The sequence below is a fragment of the Holzapfeliella sp. JNUCC 80 genome (assembly GCF_053667655.1).
Genome location: NZ_CM132205.1, coordinates 472,963 through 490,540, shown reverse-complemented (window position 1 = coordinate 490,540; position 17,578 = coordinate 472,963). Strand labels below are relative to the sequence as shown.

Sequence of the window (17,578 nt, the reverse complement as noted above, 5' to 3'; positions counted from 1 at the left end):
AACTTTTTCTTTTACTTTAATCTAAAACTGTAACGTTGATTGCTTGGTACCCTTTGGGCCCTTTAGCAAGTTGGAATTCAACATGTTGTCCTGGTTTCAAAGTCTTAAAACCTTCTGTCATAATCGCTGTGTAATGAACAAAATAATCGGCATCCATGAATTCATCATAAATGAATCCAAATCCTTTTTTTAAATCGAATTCTTGAACAGTTCCCTTTAACATTAGTCTTCGAACCCTTCTGCCACTGCTTCTGGAAAATCATTTTCAACGATTTCAGCACAGTGTGCACATAATTCTGGTAATTTTTCATTTACACCAGTATCTTGACATACTTTACGACATCTTGGGCAAACTTCACCTTCGGCATGTTCAACAACAACTGACATATTTTCATAGTGATCAGCGTTTTCAGGTGCTTTTTCATCACTAACTTCTAAATCAGAAGTAATTAATAATACACGAACATCTGAATTTAGGTTATTTAGTAATTGTTTCAATTCTGCATCTGGGTAGATAGTTACTTTTGATTCAAGAGATTTACCGATAACTTTTTGATTTCTAGCTTCTTCTAGAGATTTCAAGACATTATGACGGAACTTCATGAATTCTGCCCATTTTTCAAGTAGTTCTGCTTCGTTATCATAACTTAGGACTTCTGGCATTTCAGTTAATTGGGCATATTCTTCTGGTTCTTTCAAGAATGACCAAACTTCTTCTGCTGTGTGAGTCAAAATTGGTGTGATTAGTTTAGTTAATTTAACTAAAACATCATACATCACTGTTTGCATTGTACGACGTGCTTTAGAATCAGCAGATTCAATATAAACAACATCCTTAGCAAAGTCTAAGTAAAATGCTGATAAGTCATTTGTAATAAATTCAAATACTAATTTATAAACATCGTTAAAGTCATAATTTTCGTATGCTTCTTCAACAGCTTTAACAACTTGATTCAAACGAACTTCAATATATTGATCAGCACCAGGCATATCTTCAAATGCAACACGATTTTCTTTTGGATCAAAGTCAGTTGTATTTGATAACATGTAACGCATTGTATTACGGATTTTACGGTAAACTTCAGATACTTGTTGCAAGATTTCCATTGAAACAGCAACGTCAGCACTTGAGTCAACTGATGATACCCATAAACGAATGATTTCAGCACCCATTTGTTTAATCACTTTATTTGGTTCAATAACGTTACCCAGAGATTTACTCATTTTACGTCCTTGACCATCTAATACAAACCCTTGTGAAAGTAGTGATTTGTATGGTGCTTGTCCATGAACAGCAACACTAGTAATAATACTTGAGTTGAACCAACCACGGTATTGATCTGATCCTTCTAAGTAAAGATCAGCAGGATAACTCACTTCAGGACGTGCTTGTAAAACAGCAGTGTGTGATGAACCTGAGTCAAACCATACGTCCATGATATCGTTTTCTTTAGTAAATTCTCCGTTTGGACTACCTTCATGAGTAAAGCCTTCAGGTAACAATTCTTTAGCTGTTCTCTTATACCAAACGTTTGATCCTTCTTTAGCAAACAAGTCTGCTACATGGCTAATTGTTTCTTTTGTAATAATAGCATCGCCATTTTCAGCGTAGAAAATTGGTAAAGGAACACCCCATGCACGTTGACGAGAAATTACCCAATCACCACGGTCACGAATCATGTTATAAAGTCTTGTCTTACCCCATTCAGGTAGGAAACTTACTTTTTCAATTTCATCTAAAATGTTTTGTCTAAATGGTTCAATTGATGCAAACCATTGTGTTGTTGCACGGAAAATAACTGGTTTTTTAGTTCTCCAGTCATGAGGATAACTGTGAGTAAAGAATGATAATTTTAGTAATGAACCATTTTCTTTCAACTTATCAGTTACCATCTTGTTACCGTCATCGTAAAATACGCCTTCAAAACCAGGTGCTTCGTCAGTGTAATGACCAGATTCATCGATTGGTGATAATACAGGAAGATTGTATTTCATACCTGCGATAAAGTCATCAGCCCCATGTCCTGGTGCAGTATGAACAAGCCCTGTACCACTATCTAGTGTTACGTGATCACCTAAAATCACAAGTGATTCACGATCGTATAGTGGGTGTTTTACTTTAACATATTCTAAGTCTTGACCTTTAACCGTTTTTAGTAATTTTACATCTTCAAATCCTAAAGTTTCACTAACCGTTTCAAGTAGGTCTTGTGCAATTACATATTTGTTACCGTCAGCTTCAACAACTGCATAATCAAAACGAGGATTTACAGCAATAGCTAAGTTTGATGGAATTGTCCATGGTGTTGTGGTCCAAATAATTAATTTAGCATCTTTATCTAAAATACCCTTACCATCAAGTAAATCAAAAGCAACATACATAGAAGGTGACTTGACATCTTTGTATTCAATTTCTGCTTCCGCAAGTGTTGATTCAGAAGATGGTGACCAGTAAACAGGTTTTTTACCTTTGTAAATGTATCCATTTTCATACATTTGACCAAACACTTTAACTTCTTCAGCTTCATATTCAGGTTGTAATGTGATATATGGGTGATCCCAATCAGCAGCTACCCCTAAGCGTTTGAAGTCTTCACGTTGCTTGTTAACTTCGTTCATTGCAAAGTCACGACACATGTCACGATATTCTGAAAGCGAAATTTCCTTGCGGTTAACACCTTTTTTAGCAAGTTGTTGTTCAATAGGTAATCCATGAGTATCCCAACCTGGAATAAATGGTGTTGAGTAACCTGTCATTGATTTGTAACGGACAACAAAATCTTTACTAATTTTGTTTAACGCATGTCCCATGTGGATATTACCGTTAGCAAATGGAGGGCCATCATGCAAGATGAATTGAGGTTTACCTTCATTTAATTCTAAACGTTTTTCATATAATTTATTTTCGCGCCATTCTTCTTGCCATTGACCTTCACGGTTTGGAAGATTTCCACGCATTGGAAATTTAGTTTTACCTAAGTTTAAAGTATCTTTTAATTTCATGTTAGTTCCCCCTTTAAAATAAAAAAGCTTTCATCCTACATAGGACGAAAGCTTCGCGTTACCACCTAAATTGCATAAAATTATTTTAAAAATCTCATGCCACTTAATTGATATGTATCGTATATCTGTACGCTAAAATGTTGTAAACAGCTGATGGACTCTTTAAATCTTTAATTGTTGGACTTTCACCATCACCAACTCGCTTTGCTCGATTCTAAGCCGCTACTGTTCATTTTAGTTGTGTTTCTTATAATCATCAGGAAATACGATTACAGGACCGTCATCGTTCAACTGTTGTGTAGGCGCATCTTCTGATGGTTGATTAGTATGTTCAGATTGTACCCCTTGATTATCATCTGTGTCAAGGTCATTTACCGAAATAGGCTCTTCATCGTTATTTGCTGGATAAATACGTTGACGACCAAAGTATCTATCCAAAAAGTATTGCCAGTCATCACTTTGAAACTCTTCAAGTTGCGTCTGCAACAACTGTCCGTAATTTTGACGTGTTTCAAGTATTCTTTGTTTAAGTAATTCATAATCGTTACTTAATGACTTAATTTTTGATTGTGCTTGTGCTTCTTGTTGTTGCAACCTTTGACTAGTTTCTTCTTTTAGTGATTCAACGTATTGTTTAGCCTCGGAAACAAGCTTATTAGAATCTGCTTGTGCTTGATTCTTGATTTGTGTTGCTACTTCTTGCGCACTAATAATAGAGTCATTTAAAGAATTCTTTTTGTGGTCATATTCATCAAGTTGTTGATGCATGATTTGGCGTTCCTGTTTCAACTGCTCAACCTCTTTCAGTAAATCGCCATAATCAACGATAACTTGATCTAAAAACTCGTCTACTTGATCAGGATCATAACCCCACATTTTTCTTTGGAAATCTTTTTCATGAATATCTTTTGGTGTTAACTTCATTTATTTTCTATCCCCTTTTCTTGGTCCTCCATAATTTAATCATTAAGCGATGCTTCCCACGTTTCGTTTCGCCACTTTCACCAATAAATTGGAATCGGCCAAAATGACGAACACTAATATAATCATTCAACGCTACTGACTGCGAAAGTTGTTTAGTTGTCAACGGCACCCAATTACGCTTAACCGCGGATGATTCGACTAGTTGTTTCACAGAAGAGCGACTTTGATTCGTAGCTGAAGCGATTAAATTATCAATTCTTTTTGAGGTTGTTAGAATTGAAACTTCTTCATAACTTTGCTCAGGTATAACAACATCTTTTAACGGTACACTTATTAGTTTGATTTTTACCTTAAAAATTGAATTAAATTCGTGTTTCACATAGTCTACTATCGCTTGATCGACAAAAAATTGCCAAATACTACCTTGATTAATAATATCGCCAAACAAGTGAAATTCAACCCCTAATTGGTGAAGTGCTGCATATATTTTACTATGAGACAATTCATTAAATTTGCTATTATAGCTAATTTCAAGTGCGCTTATCTCAAATGAAGCATCATCAATAAAAGCCCGCTCATCGCTGAATAGCAATGCCCTTTTTCGCTCTGCTTCTTCCTCAGAATTTTTATATCCGCCAAAGAAACTAACATGGCATGACGATTTTGAAATTTGCAACAGCTGATTTAAAATAAACTGTTCTCTTAGTGTTAAAAAAGGTGTGAGAACTTCGCCACTATATGAAAAGTGAGTTTGATTAATCAAACCCACTAAATAGTTTATTGTTTTATGTTCATTTACTTCAAAAAAGCTATAAAAGCTACTTGCTTGTAATTTCATTAACCTAATAACCTTACGATTAATAAAAAGAAGTTAGGCAGAATATAGTTTTGTGCCAAGTATAGTAAAAACAAACCAATAACTGGTGCAAAACTGATACCACCAATTGCTGGAACGAATCGTTCGATAGCACCAATATAAGGATCTACTACTTTACCAAGCAAACGACCAGCAGCACCATTTTTCAGAGCCGGAACCCAACTCAAAAGTGCATCTACCACAATAAGAATGGAATAAATATACAGTACAAATTTTATTATTTGATAAAGAAAAATAATAAAACTAGCCATTAATCTAAGTCATCCTTATTTTGTTCCATCATTTTTGTGATTTTACCATCGATTTCAAATTTAGGAGGAGTAGCTAGAAAAATTTTGTCGCCAACACGTTCAATTTTACCGTTTAATGAGTAAACTGTACCTGTTAAAAAGTCAACAACTCTTTTCGCTTGGTCGTCTTCCATTCTTGAAAAGTTAATAATGCATGCACCATTGTTCAAAACTTGTTCTGCTACATTTTTAGCATCTGAATAAACTCTAGGTTCAAACAAGAAAATCTTGTTTGAAGGTTTTTTATCAGAATTCAAAGGGACTACATTGTCTCTTTTAGTATTGTTAGTTTCGTTTTGATGGTAATCATTTTCTTTTTCATAATCATAAGTTTCTTGTTCAATATCTTCGTCTCCAAAACCAAAGAATTTTTCAAATTTTTCAAAAGCCATAATGATTCCTCCTAAATATTTTTAATCATAATTTATTAAAATTTGTTTTTACGGCGTCTAAAGAATGGTGGTAAGTTATTATCATCATCTTGATGTGTTTCAATATCAGTATTTACTGTATTATCTTGTTTTTCATTTCTAAAGCTTCCAAAAGGATCACTTTCTTTATCATCGTCTAGATGAACATCGAAAGATTTTGGTTCTTGACTTTCTTTCCAATCAGATGTTGGATCAAAAGTACTTCTTTCTTTATTTTCTTCGTGTCCTGTGTCAAAAGTGAATTCTTTTTTAGGTGCAGGTTTCACTTCAGCTTCAGTCTCTTTTTGCAATTCTTGTTGTGAATATGCGGCATGAGTTTCTGATTGGCTATTTGAGCTTTGAGTTGGTTGTGGACGGGTATTTAGTGATTCTTTCGTCATAGAAGGCTTAACACTATCGCCGTTTTCAATACCTGTAGCAATTACAGTTACCACAACTTCATCGCCTAAGCTTTCATTGATTGATGTACCAAAGATAATGTTGATATCATCACCAGCTGACTGGCTCACAATACTTGAAGCGTCTTGTGCTTCAAATAAGGTTAAGTCAGGACCACCTGTAATGTTTAATAACACTTGTTTAGCCCCATCAATTGAAACTTCAAGTAATGGAGATGAAATTGCTTTCTTAGTTGCTTCTACTGTACGATTTTCTCCTGTTGCATATCCAATTCCCATTAAAGCAGAGCCTTGGTTTTGCATAACAGTTTTAACATCAGCAAAGTCCAAGTTAACATAGTCAGTTGATGTAATTAGGTCTGAAATTCCTTGAACACCTTGGCGTAAGACATTATCTGCTTCTTTGAATGCTTCAAGCATTGGTGTCTTTTTATCAACGATTTCAAGTAGTCGATTATTAGCAATAATTACCAAAGTATCAACAAATTCTTTCATGTTTGAAATACCTTGGGCAGCGTTTTTGCTTCTCTTTGGTCCTTCAAATAAGAAAGGTCTTGTCACAACTCCAACAGTTAAAGCACCTGTTTCTTTAGCAATTTTAGCAACAACTGGTGCAGCTCCTGTACCAGTTCCGCCTCCCATTCCTGCTGTTACAAAAATCATGTCAGCGCCTTTTAATTCATCTTCAATAGCTTGGGCACTTTCTTCAGCAGCGCTTTCTCCAACTTCCGGATTCGAACCGGCACCAAGTCCACGTGTTAATTTAGGTCCTAATTGAATTTTAGTTTCAGCTTTTGAGCTTTCTAATGCTTGAACATCAGTATTTGCAACGATGAATTGTACGCCTTGTACATCTTCATCAATCATTCGGTTAACTGCATTTCCTCCAGCACCCCCGACACCAATCACCTTTATGATGGCGTTATTTGTATCTTGTGAATCAAATGAAAAATCCATAAAATATGTGCCTCCAATTATTAGTCAAAAAATTTACTCCAGAAATTTTTGAGTCTTTGTTTTCCTTGCTTAGGTTGTTTCTTGTTTGAATTCTGTTGTTTAGATGAAGAATTATTTTCTGATGACTGATCAGAATTATTATTTACTTGCTCTTGTTCATCGTTAGAATTGCTAGAAGAGTTAGGTTTATTGAACTTACTAAATAAGTTATTATTTCTTTTATCAGAATTTGCACTAACACCTTTATTATCTATATTAACACTAATTAGGTGATTAATTAAACGGTCAATGTCCTTTATTTGAGACATATAATGAATAATGCCATAGACGTTTGTATATTCTGGATGTCTCATACCCATTTGATCTGGACTATAGATACGCGTTTGAATGCCATAAAAGTTTTGAACAAATTCTTCTAGCCCTGCTAGTTCAGCACTTCCACCCGATATAACAATTCCGCCAGGAGCTTCTAGCAAATCGTTTCGGTATAAAGCTGAACCCACGTTATCTAAAATCTGATCGACACGCGCACTGATAATTTGAGATAAATATCTTTCATCTACAATATCGAGATTTTTTTGACCAATCTTTTCGACTGAAAAAGTATCTTCAGGACGAGTTTGTGATTCCATCGCATTACCAAAATCAATTTTTATTTGTTCTGCTGAATTCTTAGAAGTGTTCAAAACAACTGCAATATCATTTGTAATATCGCTACCTGCTTCTAAATCTACGAACGCATATCGCAATTGATTATGTTGGATAACAGAAGCGGTTGTTTGTCCGCCACCAATATCCAAAAGAATTGTGCCGAATTCTTTTTCATCATCAGTTAAAGCTACAGATGAAAAAGCAAGTGGTGCTGCCACAAAACTTTGACTTTGGTAACCCGCCGTCTCTATCGCCTTTTTCAAATTATGCATCAAATATTTAGGTGCCGTCATCATTGTTCCTTTGACAGTAAGGACTTGTCCCATCATACGTCGTGGATCGCCAACATTACCTAATCCGTTAACCTTAAAATATAAAGGCGTAAAGCTAACGACAGCTCTATCTGTTTCAAGATGCAGTTGAAAAGCTTGATTTAAAGCACGTTCAACGTCTTGATTATCAATTTCTCTAGCTTCTTGGTCAATTTGGTATTCTGTTTCAATAACTTTCAACTGAAGCATATTAGCAGGAATAGCGGTAACTACCTGCTTGACATTGTGTGTTCCAGCTTTTTCTTCAACATTACTTAATACTTGTTTAATTGCTTCTGCTGTTTGATTAATATCAACAATATTGCCTTTATCTAGTCCCTGAGTTTTAACAGAGGAAACTCCAATGATACGAATATCATTAGAAGAAATATCAGCAATTGTTGCTTTGACATTTCTGGTTCCGATGTCTAAACCAACAACTAACTTTTGATTACTCAAAATTTATCCCCCTATACCTTAGCGTGGATGCTTAGTCTAAACTAAATTTTATCATAATTTAGAATTATTATGATACTGCTAAATCGAATTATTATAGTTTTTTTCTGTTTCATCAGATAATGGCTGTGCAAAATAGCCTACTTCTAAATCAATTAGGTATTTTTTGCTTTCAAGCTTTTCTTTCATCTTATCGTAATAGCTCATTTTATCAACAATTGTGTCTTGATTTCCTAACACAATATTATTGTCTTTCATTACCAACACGATTTGGTTTTGCTTAAGTCCATCTACTCTTACTTTAGCTAACTGTGATTTAATTTTATCTGGTAATTGATTAACTAGTTTAATAGTTTGAGAGAGTCTTTCTTGTTGATTATCTCCTTGAAAACCGTAGTAAATGGTATGATCTTTGGGCTCTTTTATATACTCTGGAGAAATTCTACCATCTGAAACAATTCGTTGATAACCGTTAGCATTTTGAAAATAACCAATGACTTCTGCCGGAACAGCAGTCATTTGTAATTCATTATAATTTGTTATCTTTAAATCTAGTCTAGCAATAGATGGGTAAGTTTCATTAACCTTATGGCTTAATGTTCCCTGGTTAATGTAGGCAACTAACACTTTATCGTTTGGATTAAAAACAATTAGCTTTTCAAGTTCTTCTTTCGACACGATATTTTCAGAATTCACTTCAACTTTACTAACATTAGATATCGGTGACATGTAGTAAAGACTTGCTAGTATAACGACTATCGCAATTGTGAAAATTAATAGCAGCTTTTTAATTAAAGAACGTCTTCTTTGAACTTTTAACTGTGTTAATCGATGGCTTGCTTTTTCTGGTTTGTTTTTAACATCTTGCTCTTTTTGATTGATCCAACCATCTAGTTCTTGTCTCGGATCTTTTTTTGTGAATTTCTTAGACTTATCTTTCTTTTTATGACGTCCCATAATTAATCACCACCTTTTTTCACTTGATTTTATTTCGTAATATCGTGCATTAATTCAATTAATCTATCACTTGCATCATTAATACCATGTTTTTTAGCAGCCAGTGACATTTTTTTAGCATAAGAAGCATCCAGTAAAATATGATCAATTGAGCTAACAAAGTTGTAATCATTCAAATCACTTTCAGCTAAAACAACTGCTGCCCCTGTTTTTTCTAAATCCTGTGCATTTTTAGTTTGATGATCATGCGTTACGTTAGGACTTGGAATCAAAATAGATGGTGTGCCAACGGCTGTTAATTCGGCTATTGTTGTTGCACCTGAACGTGAAACAACGGCTGTTATCTCTGGTAAAATCGCTGTCATATTATCAATGTATGGCATAATCACAATATTATCTTGAACATCTAATTGTTCTTTAGCTATTGTTTCTTTCACTTCATTATAGTAATGACGACCTGTCACAAACATGACTTGATAAGGCTTTTGATTCAAAACATCAAGCGTGTCTAAAACTTTGTCATTAATAGCTTTAGATCCTTGTGATCCACCAAAAACTAAAACAGTTGGGACATCGTTTTCTAAACCAAAGTCTGTCAACCGAGCAAATTCTGTCATTTCAGCAACTTCTTGTGAACGAGGATTACCTGTTTTGACTAGTTTTTTCTTTTGTGAGAATTGAGAAGCTGCACCGTCAAAAACATACGCTATCTTAGTTGCAAAATGGGATAAAAATTTATTAGTAATCCCCACAACTGAATTTTGTTCATGAATAATAGTAGGGACTTTGAGTCTTGAAGCAGCATAAACCACAGCGCCACTCACATATCCCCCGCTTCCAATCACAACATCAGGTTTGAACTCTTTAATTATTTTCTTTGCTTCGCGTACGCTCTTAAAGAAAAGATTCAATGTTTTAAAATTATCTAAAGTCAATTTACGCTTGAATCCCTGAATTTCTAATGACTTGAAGTCTATGCCTTCTTTTGGAACTAAGTCACTTTCTAATCCTCTTTGACTACCTACAAAAAGAACATCTTCTAATTCGCCGCGTTCTTTCATTCTTTTTATCAAAGCTAGCATTGGATAGATATGACCACCGGTTCCGCCACCAGTAACTAATACTCGCATTTAATTTACCACCAAACTCTTAACATATTTTATAAAACAATCGCCACGTTCTTCAAAACTCTTGAACTGATCCCAGCTTGCTGCAGCTGGTGAAAATAAAATAACTTCCCCAGGAGCACTCTTTTCAAATGCTAGCGGTACAGCTTGCTCTAAAGTATCAACGATACTAATATCAGACAGCCCTGCTTGCTTAGCAGCTTTTGCCATTAATTCTTTGGTTTCACCATACAAAACAATCTTGCTGACATGTTCTTTTAATGCTGTAACCAAATCATCAAATTCAAATCCGCGATCTAATCCACCAGCAATCAGTACTTCTGGATTATTAAATGAATTGATTGCTACCAAAGCAGCCTCAATGTTCGTGGCCTTTGAGTCATTATAAACTTTTCGGCCAGCAATTTCATCAACATATTGCAATCGGTGTTTAACACCAGTAAAGGTTGTCAATGTTTTTTGAATAGCTGAGTTCTCGATACTCATTAACTTAGCTATTGCCACTGCAAAACTGATGTTTTGTAAGTTGTGTTGCCCAGGTAATTTGATTTCATCAATATCAATAACTGGTTCACCTCTGTACTGTAAACAATTATCTTCAATTGAAATTGCAGATTGCAACTTAGCTTCCAAACTAATTGGTACTAGTGTCGCTTGACTACGTTCTTCTTCAATTTTTAAAATATCGGATTGATCTTGATTAACTAAAAGGAACTGTTCTGCAGATTGATTCTTAGTAATAGACAGTTTAGCATTTACGTAATTATCAAAGGTTTTATGATAATCCAAATGTGTTGGGTAAATATCAATAATTGCCGCAATATCAGGTTTAACTGATGGCATACCCATCAATTGAAAACTTGATAGCTCTGTTACCAAAACATCATCTTCTGTTGCTTTTTGAACAATATCACAAACAGGTACACCAATATTTCCTACAGCATAAGCACGCCCTTTTTCAAGACCATTGTTTAACATATCCGCAACTAGTGTCGTTGTTGTCGTTTTACCGTTAGATCCTGTTATACCAATAATCTTAGCTTTACAAATAGAAAATCCTATTTCTGGTTCCGTGATAATTGGAATAGCTCGCTTTAATCCTTCTTCTACCATAGGATTATCATATGAGATTCCTGGGCTTTTCACGATAACTTCAAAGCCATAGTTATCATACCAATCAAGCGCTAATTCCCCCGAACGGATGTTTACACCTCTTGATTGTAACCTTTTGGCATCAACATCATTCGATAAATCTTTTGATTCATTCAAAAAGACCTTACAACCTAAGTCTAACAAGACATTAGCAGCGGAGTAACCACTTTTACCCATGCCTAAAACTAAAACGGTTTTGTTTTTGTAATCTGCATTTTCCAAAATTTAAATTCCCCCAAAAATCAAATAACAAATTGAAGCAACTAGACCAACTGCCCAGAACAAACCATCAACTTGCCATTCATTCATACCTAGCATTTCAAAATGATGATGGATAGGCGACATTTTAAATAGTCTCTTACGAGTCATTTTGAAATAAGAAACTTGTAAAATCACACTTAATGTTTCCAAAACAAATACGATTCCGATGATTAGCAATGACCATGGACGATCTAATAAAATCGAGACTGTCGCTAAAATTCCACCTAATGCTAATGAGCCAACATCACCCATGAATATTTTAGCAGGTTTCTTGTTGAAGACCATAAACCCAATTAAAGCAGCGATTAAAGTCATAATAAAAATAAAGACACTTAAATTGTTTTGATTATAAGCAATAACAGCGTATGTACCAAAGGCGATAATACTCAAACCTGTTGCTAGCCCGTCTAGCCCATCAGAAAGATTCACCGCATTTGAAAAACCAACAATCCAAATTGTATAGAAAACAAATAGAACAACAAGTGATGAAACTGAACCAATGATTGGTAATTGTAAGTTAGGTAAAATTCCAGTAGATGTCGCAATAGTCAAACTAATGACCGCTGCTAAAACTTGTAGTGCAAATTTTTGGTAGGCTTTTAATCCTAAATTTTGTTTTTTGAAAACTTTGATAAAGTCATCAAAAAATCCAATTAAACCGTAAACCAATAAAATCACGAGCAAAACATAAAAAGCACTCGTCACTGTATGAAATAGACTTAGATAAACAAAAGAAAAAACAGCCGTAACAACTAAGAAGACTAATCCTCCCATTGTCGGTGTTCCTGCTTTTTTCTCGTGCCATTTAGGCCCTTCTTCTCTAATTTGTTGTCCCTCTTTGTGTCTTCTTAAGTAACTGATATAAGATGGCATAATCACACACATACCTAAGATGGTAAGTATGATTAAGAAAGCCACACTAGCATTAAACATTTAATTCCCCAACCTATCTTTTATTTTAGTGTTACAGTTATTTGACCATTATCCGTTAAAGCTTGCCCTTTAGCGACTGATTGCGCTGTGACAGAACCATTTGAACTTTGACTATTAAAGTTAATCTTTTGTCCTGTAAGTGTTGCAAATTCATCAACAGTATCTTTATCCCATCCAGTCATGTCAGGCATTGTTAACGCACCATTAGTTAATAGCAACAATTTCTTAGACGTTGAAACCATTGTTGAAGGTTGTAAACTTTGACGAACAATTTGTTGACCATCACCTAATACAACAGGCGTAACATTAGCTGTCTTACTCAAGCTAGCAGCTTCCGCTATTGTCTTACCTGTGAAATCAGGAACACTTACGGAAGTAGGTGCTGTATTCGTTGAGCTCAATACACGTGTCATCAGTGGTTTAAAAATATTTGACATTATTGTTTCAGCAGCTGCAGTCATTTTCTGTGGTTGCTTAACAGTGATATACAAGGTGTATTTTGGATCATCAGCAGGTGCCATTCCAACAACTGAGAAAATATAGTTATTACTTCCAGTTAGGTAGCCTCCGCCATTAGGGTTCGCAATTTGTGCGGTCCCTGTTTTAGCAGCAATATCAAATCCAGGAACTTTGTATGCTGTCCCTGTTCCATAATTTTGATAAACAACATCCTTCATAGCTGACAGAACTTGACTAGCTGTTTGTTCAGAAATAACGGGTTCACCAACATTTTGAACTTGGTATTGGCTACTGTTCTCGCCCGTATTAGGATTTGTAACGTGATCAATTATTTGTGGTTTAACCATTTGACCCTTGTTTGCAATTGCACTAAATGCTTGCATCATTTGAACAGCTGTTACATTAATACCTTGTCCAAAGGAATTAATCGCAAAATCTAAGTCTGTCTTGGATTGACGACTTCCGACAACCTCACCAGGTAGCGTAATACCAGTTTTTTGATTAATTTGAAATTTTTTCAGATAATCATTAAATACAGTACTTCCCATTTGCTGTTCAAGTTTGACCATTCCGACGTTACTTGACCTTGGAAAAGCTTGCGATAGTGGGATACTCCCCCAACCAGACCAGTTCCAGTCACGGATGACAGAACCATTCACATTAACTGCACCAGATTGATAATATTCATTTGGATTATACGTTCCATTTTGAATAGCCGCCGCTAATGTCAATATCTTCATAACAGAACCCGGCTCATATCCGTCTTCAACCAATGTATTACGCCACGAATTGTTCAGATTATCTTTCGTTGTAGGATTAAAAGTAGGCCTTTGAGACGCCGCAAGAATTTTACCAGTTTTTGATTCCATCAAAATTGCATTCATTCCTAAAGGCTCATACTTGTTTTGTGTATCCGTTAATAGCTCTTCTAAGTAACTTTGAAGTCGGCTATCAATTGTCAAATGAACATCGCTTCCGTTGGATACTTTTTGAATTTCTTGTTGACTACCCGGCATTTCATACCCTCTCGCGTCAACCAGTGCTTTTTTAACACCATCAATTCCTTTCAAAGTATCATTCATGAATTGTTCAATGCCCATGTTCCCCGTTAAATACTGGCTGTTATTTTCGTTCGTATTAAGTTGAGTTAAGCCGACAATATTAGAAGCAAAAATACCATTAGGATAGAGTCTGGACGGTGTTTCTGTAAAATTAATTCCCGGTAGTTGCAATTCTTCGATTTGCTTTTTCATCTGTAAAGATAGATTCATACCGGCTACACCAAAACTAACTTGAAATGCGTTTTTTGTGTTTAAATAATTAAGCAACTGTTCTTTTGAAGCGGGTAACACTTTACTTAATTTCTCAGCGGTTTCTTCTTTATTCACAACATATAGAGGTGTTTTTTTATCTATTGAAACTTGCGTTTCACTTAAAACTGCATAGATAGAATATAATCTTGAATCAGTCGCGATAACCTGATTATTGTTATCATAAATAGTTCCTCTATTTGCTTTTTCAGTCAACGTTCTATCATAGGCATTTTTAATCAATTGTCCTAAATTCTGACCGTCGACTTTTCCGACAGTTGTAATATAAACAAATCTTAACGCAAAAATGACGAAAACTAAAAAAACAACCAGCTCTAAAAAGATTCCCATAGCTCTACTGTATTTCTTAGCTTTCGTACTTTCTGTTGATGATTTGTTTTTATTAGGTTTCATGCTCATTTTTGAATATTCCTTATATTACCTTCAATTAATTGAAGTTGATTTTGTTGGGCAACACTAGCCAATTTTTGATTATTAGTTAGTTCACCGATATCTTGCTGTAAATCAATATTCTTATTTTGCGCCTGTGTGATTGAACTGTTCACACTTTGTAAGTGTTGCTGTGCTTGTGTACTGAGTACACTTGTGAAGACCAAAGCAATCATTGCAACAAAACCTGTAATTCCTAATCCTAGCAGCATCATTTTTTCGCTGGCAGTATGTTTTACTGACTGTTTTTTATTGGTTTGATTTTGTTGGCTTTGGGTTTTCATTTTAAAATTAGCAGGCTGTTTAACACGATCATAATCATAGCTATGTTCTCTTAGTGGACTATCTGCCATAATATCCAATTCCTCTCCTTATTACATCTTTTCGGCAACACGTAACTTAGCACTGTGCGCACGATTATTACTTTGAAGTTCAGTTTCAGTTGCAGTAATCGGCTTTCGAGTCACTAGTTTTAATTCCGGCTTAAGATGATCAGGTATAATCGGCATATTGCCTGGAACATCAACTTCTGAATGTTCTTTAAATATATTTTTAACAATGCGGTCCTCTAAAGAGTGGAACGATATTACACTAATCCTTCCACCTGGTTTAAGCAGTGAAATAGCATCTTCTAATGATTTTTCTAAGGCTTCGAGTTCGTGATTAACCGCAATTCTAATTGCTTGAAAGCTTTTCTTAGCTGGATGACCACCATGTCTTCTAGCAAAAGCTGGAATAGATTCCTTGATAATCTCGCTCAGTTGCGTTGTAGTTTCAATTGGCGCAATTTCTCTTTGCTTTTCGATATTTCTGGCAATGTTTTTAGCAAATTTTTCATCACCATAACGTCTTAGAATGCGATTTAAATCTTGAAACTTCCAAAAGTTAACAATCTGATAAGCATCTAATTCTTGTGTTTGATCCATTCTCATATCTAATCTAGCTTCATATCTATAGCTGAAGCCTCTTTCAGGAATGTCAAATTGAGGAGACGAAACACCTAAGTCATAGTAAATACCATCAACCTGCTCAACGCCTCTTTGATTAAGCTGTTCTTTAATATTTTCAAAATTAGAGTGAATCAAATTTAATTGTGACCCTTGTTCGTTGGTATCCACATCTAAATAATTGTCGTAAACCTGTTTAGCCTTGTCTAAAGCCATTAAATCTTGATCAAAGCCATACACTGATGCCTCTTGTATTTGCGATAATAAGTATTTAGTATGACCACCACCACCAAAAGTACAATCGACATAGGTCCCTTTGTTTTTAGGTTTAAGTTGATCAATTGTTTCGTGTAATAATACTGTTGTGTGATTAAATGTCATAGTTTTTAATTCCAAATCTCTTTAGTTTAATTGAGTTTCATCTTTACATCAAATTAAATTCATCAAATTTGTTTGCAAAAATGCTCTCTAGTACCTCAAATTTACCATAAATTAAGGCTTTAGACTAGTCGTTTTATACATTTGCTGTTATATTATATTATTTATTTAAGAAAATTTGTGAACTATAATCAAAACACTTATTAATAGCAAACAAACTATTGATAAAAGCGACTGAAATCGACAAAATTTAGATAAAAAGACTTTCATATAAATGTTCCGATTGACGACCGCTGTATAAACAGCGTAAACGCATAGTGAAGCTGCCAACACGATTAAAATAATCGGCACAGCATGAATAAAATTGTTTTCAAATGATAAATTAATAGTTGCAGTCCAAGCAAAAACCGAAAAAATATCATAACCACTAAAATAATGATTGTTCTTTAACATCATTTCTGCAAAATACGAAACTATTAATCCTGTTACAATGATAATAAAAACCAAAAAAATTCCCCCTTACTTTTTTATTTTTTGTTAGTTCTGTTCACTATTATTGCAACGGATTGCAATTCATTATTTCATAAGTTACAATTTCAATTAACAAAGGAGTTTTTCATATGAATAAAAAAAAGAGTCCGTTCCAGAAAGTAACGATTGTTGTTGCTATTTTCATGGCATTGCTAATGTTAGCTGGAATAATCATTCCTATCTTTTCTCAAATTTTTAGATAGCATATAAAAAGCAAGTATCCGAATGCACGTAGGATACTTGCTTTTTATGTTGATTTGATAAACGGATATTTTTTTATATATGAAACAAGTAATTTGTCAAAAATTAAAAACAAGATAACTGTTAATACTGCGGTTTTTAAAATCATAGGTAAGCCGTGTACAAAACCTGACTTAGTTTGTATTCTAAAAACAACCATCATAACACCAAGTGCAACTTGGTATCCTAAAGAACTCAATAGCGCAATAAAACCTCTAGCCAACTTGATATCTGGAAACCTTTTAGCATTAATTTGAACAATGTAAAAAACAACAGTATATAAGCAAGCATTAATCCCAAGTAAGCCAAAATAAAATATATCGCTAATGAATCCCATAGCAATCATAATGTATATCCAATAATTATTGTTTGTATTATAAAAAGCAATTAGCGATTGGAAAACTAGAAAAAACTGTGTTGAAACGATAATTGAATTGTCTCCTAACAAAGGCGCTAAAGATTTTGATAACACACCATCTAGTATCAAAAAAAACAAAAGTAACAACGGCAAGGTCCATTTTTTTAATATTTCCAT

Annotated in this window: 17 protein-coding genes; 1 reads left to right on the top strand and 16 read right to left on the bottom strand. The window is 34.5% G+C overall.

Going from position 1 to position 17,578, the window contains the following annotated elements; genetic code table 11:
• Positions 1 to 16: 16 nt before the first annotated feature.
• The 15 genes from JNUCC80_RS02475 to rsmH form a co-directional block, all read right to left on the bottom strand.
• Positions 17 to 223 (bottom strand): cold-shock protein, encoded by a 207-nt coding sequence (locus JNUCC80_RS02475; RefSeq protein ID WP_454153224.1) that lies wholly within the window; start codon positions 221 to 223, stop codon positions 17 to 19.
• Entirely contained in the window at positions 223 to 3,003 is a 2,781-nt protein-coding gene (gene ileS, locus JNUCC80_RS02470; protein WP_454153223.1) for an isoleucine--tRNA ligase, read from the bottom strand. Before ileS ends, JNUCC80_RS02475 begins: the two co-directional genes overlap by 1 nt.
• 234 nt (positions 3,004 to 3,237) lie before the next feature.
• Complete coding sequence (locus tag JNUCC80_RS02465) at positions 3,238 to 3,927, bottom strand: DivIVA domain-containing protein (RefSeq protein WP_454153222.1); 690 nt, start codon at positions 3,925 to 3,927, stop codon at positions 3,238 to 3,240.
• 7 nt (positions 3,928 to 3,934) lie between these two features.
• Entirely contained in the window at positions 3,935 to 4,765 is an 831-nt protein-coding gene (locus JNUCC80_RS02460) for a YlmH family RNA-binding protein (protein WP_454153221.1), read from the bottom strand.
• Positions 4,765 to 5,055 carry a YggT family protein gene (locus JNUCC80_RS02455; RefSeq protein WP_454142901.1) on the bottom strand — a complete coding sequence of 97 codons (291 nt, stop codon included), beginning with the start codon at positions 5,053 to 5,055 and terminating at the stop codon, positions 4,765 to 4,767. Before JNUCC80_RS02455 ends, JNUCC80_RS02460 begins: the two co-directional genes overlap by 1 nt.
• Positions 5,055 to 5,486: a cell division protein SepF gene (locus tag JNUCC80_RS02450; protein ID WP_056974918.1), complete on the bottom strand. Its 432-nt coding sequence runs from the start codon at positions 5,484 to 5,486 to the stop codon at positions 5,055 to 5,057. The genes JNUCC80_RS02455 and JNUCC80_RS02450 overlap by 1 nt, the downstream gene beginning before the upstream one ends.
• A 35-nt stretch (positions 5,487 to 5,521) precedes the next feature.
• A complete protein-coding gene (gene ftsZ, locus JNUCC80_RS02445; protein WP_454153220.1) occupies positions 5,522 to 6,880 on the bottom strand; it encodes a cell division protein FtsZ in 1,359 nt (452 codons plus the stop codon).
• A 20-nt stretch (positions 6,881 to 6,900) separates the two neighbouring features.
• Positions 6,901 to 8,301, bottom strand: a complete 1,401-nt coding sequence (gene ftsA, locus JNUCC80_RS02440; RefSeq protein WP_454153219.1) for a cell division protein FtsA — start codon at positions 8,299 to 8,301, stop codon at positions 6,901 to 6,903.
• A 78-nt stretch (positions 8,302 to 8,379) separates the two neighbouring features.
• Entirely contained in the window at positions 8,380 to 9,255 is an 876-nt protein-coding gene (locus JNUCC80_RS02435; RefSeq protein WP_454153218.1) for a cell division protein FtsQ/DivIB, read from the bottom strand.
• 29 nt (positions 9,256 to 9,284) lie between these two features.
• Positions 9,285 to 10,385 (bottom strand): undecaprenyldiphospho-muramoylpentapeptide beta-N-acetylglucosaminyltransferase, encoded by a 1,101-nt coding sequence (gene murG / locus JNUCC80_RS02430; protein ID WP_454153217.1) that lies wholly within the window; start codon positions 10,383 to 10,385, stop codon positions 9,285 to 9,287.
• Positions 10,386 to 11,759: a UDP-N-acetylmuramoyl-L-alanine--D-glutamate ligase gene (gene murD, locus JNUCC80_RS02425; protein WP_454153331.1), complete on the bottom strand. Its 1,374-nt coding sequence runs from the start codon at positions 11,757 to 11,759 to the stop codon at positions 10,386 to 10,388. It lies immediately after the preceding gene.
• Positions 11,760 to 12,728 (bottom strand): phospho-N-acetylmuramoyl-pentapeptide-transferase, encoded by a 969-nt coding sequence (gene mraY, locus JNUCC80_RS02420; protein ID WP_454142911.1) that lies wholly within the window; start codon positions 12,726 to 12,728, stop codon positions 11,760 to 11,762. It lies immediately after the preceding gene.
• Between the two features lie 20 nt (positions 12,729 to 12,748).
• Positions 12,749 to 14,917, bottom strand: a complete 2,169-nt coding sequence (locus tag JNUCC80_RS02415; RefSeq protein WP_454153216.1) for a penicillin-binding protein — start codon at positions 14,915 to 14,917, stop codon at positions 12,749 to 12,751.
• A complete protein-coding gene (gene ftsL, locus JNUCC80_RS02410) occupies positions 14,914 to 15,300 on the bottom strand; it encodes a cell division protein FtsL (RefSeq protein WP_454153215.1) in 387 nt (128 codons plus the stop codon). The genes JNUCC80_RS02415 and ftsL overlap by 4 nt, the downstream gene beginning before the upstream one ends.
• A 21-nt stretch (positions 15,301 to 15,321) precedes the next feature.
• Positions 15,322 to 16,275 carry a 16S rRNA (cytosine(1402)-N(4))-methyltransferase RsmH gene (gene rsmH / locus JNUCC80_RS02405; protein ID WP_454153214.1) on the bottom strand — a complete coding sequence of 318 codons (954 nt, stop codon included), beginning with the start codon at positions 16,273 to 16,275 and terminating at the stop codon, positions 15,322 to 15,324.
• 617 nt (positions 16,276 to 16,892) lie between these two features.
• On the opposite strand from rsmH, the gene JNUCC80_RS02400 reads away from it, so the two are divergent.
• Positions 16,893 to 17,006 (top strand): DUF4044 domain-containing protein, encoded by a 114-nt coding sequence (locus JNUCC80_RS02400; protein WP_454142919.1) that lies wholly within the window; start codon positions 16,893 to 16,895, stop codon positions 17,004 to 17,006.
• A gap of 44 nt (positions 17,007 to 17,050) precedes the next feature.
• On the opposite strand, the gene mreD is transcribed toward JNUCC80_RS02400, so the two are convergent.
• Entirely contained in the window at positions 17,051 to 17,578 is a 528-nt protein-coding gene (mreD, locus tag JNUCC80_RS02395) for a rod shape-determining protein MreD (RefSeq protein WP_454153213.1), read from the bottom strand.

What these genes read in the sequence shown, in the direction of transcription:
- ileS (WP_454153223.1), bottom strand. Translation starts at nt 3,003, where the DNA reads ATGAAATTAAAAGATACTTTAAACTTAGGTAAAACTAAATTTCCAATG.
- JNUCC80_RS02450 (WP_056974918.1), bottom strand. Translation starts at nt 5,486, where the DNA reads ATGGCTTTTGAAAAATTTGAAAAATTCTTTGGTTTTGGAGACGAAGAT.
- murG (WP_454153217.1), bottom strand. Translation starts at nt 10,385, where the DNA reads ATGCGAGTATTAGTTACTGGTGGCGGAACCGGTGGTCATATCTATCCA.
- JNUCC80_RS02475 (WP_454153224.1), bottom strand. Translation starts at nt 223, where the DNA reads ATGTTAAAGGGAACTGTTCAAGAATTCGATTTAAAAAAAGGATTTGGA.
- ftsL (WP_454153215.1), bottom strand. Translation starts at nt 15,300, where the DNA reads ATGGCAGATAGTCCACTAAGAGAACATAGCTATGATTATGATCGTGTT.
- JNUCC80_RS02455 (WP_454142901.1), bottom strand. Translation starts at nt 5,055, where the DNA reads ATGGCTAGTTTTATTATTTTTCTTTATCAAATAATAAAATTTGTACTG.
- JNUCC80_RS02460 (WP_454153221.1), bottom strand. Translation starts at nt 4,765, where the DNA reads ATGAAATTACAAGCAAGTAGCTTTTATAGCTTTTTTGAAGTAAATGAA.
- ftsZ (WP_454153220.1), bottom strand. Translation starts at nt 6,880, where the DNA reads ATGGATTTTTCATTTGATTCACAAGATACAAATAACGCCATCATAAAG.
- JNUCC80_RS02400 (WP_454142919.1), top strand. Translation starts at nt 16,893, where the DNA reads ATGAATAAAAAAAAGAGTCCGTTCCAGAAAGTAACGATTGTTGTTGCT.
- JNUCC80_RS02465 (WP_454153222.1), bottom strand. Translation starts at nt 3,927, where the DNA reads ATGAAGTTAACACCAAAAGATATTCATGAAAAAGATTTCCAAAGAAAA.
- rsmH (WP_454153214.1), bottom strand. Translation starts at nt 16,275, where the DNA reads ATGACATTTAATCACACAACAGTATTATTACACGAAACAATTGATCAA.
- mraY (WP_454142911.1), bottom strand. Translation starts at nt 12,728, where the DNA reads ATGTTTAATGCTAGTGTGGCTTTCTTAATCATACTTACCATCTTAGGT.
- JNUCC80_RS02435 (WP_454153218.1), bottom strand. Translation starts at nt 9,255, where the DNA reads ATGGGACGTCATAAAAAGAAAGATAAGTCTAAGAAATTCACAAAAAAA.
- mreD (WP_454153213.1), bottom strand. Translation starts at nt 17,578, where the DNA reads ATGGAAATATTAAAAAAATGGACCTTGCCGTTGTTACTTTTGTTTTTT.
- JNUCC80_RS02415 (WP_454153216.1), bottom strand. Translation starts at nt 14,917, where the DNA reads ATGAGCATGAAACCTAATAAAAACAAATCATCAACAGAAAGTACGAAA.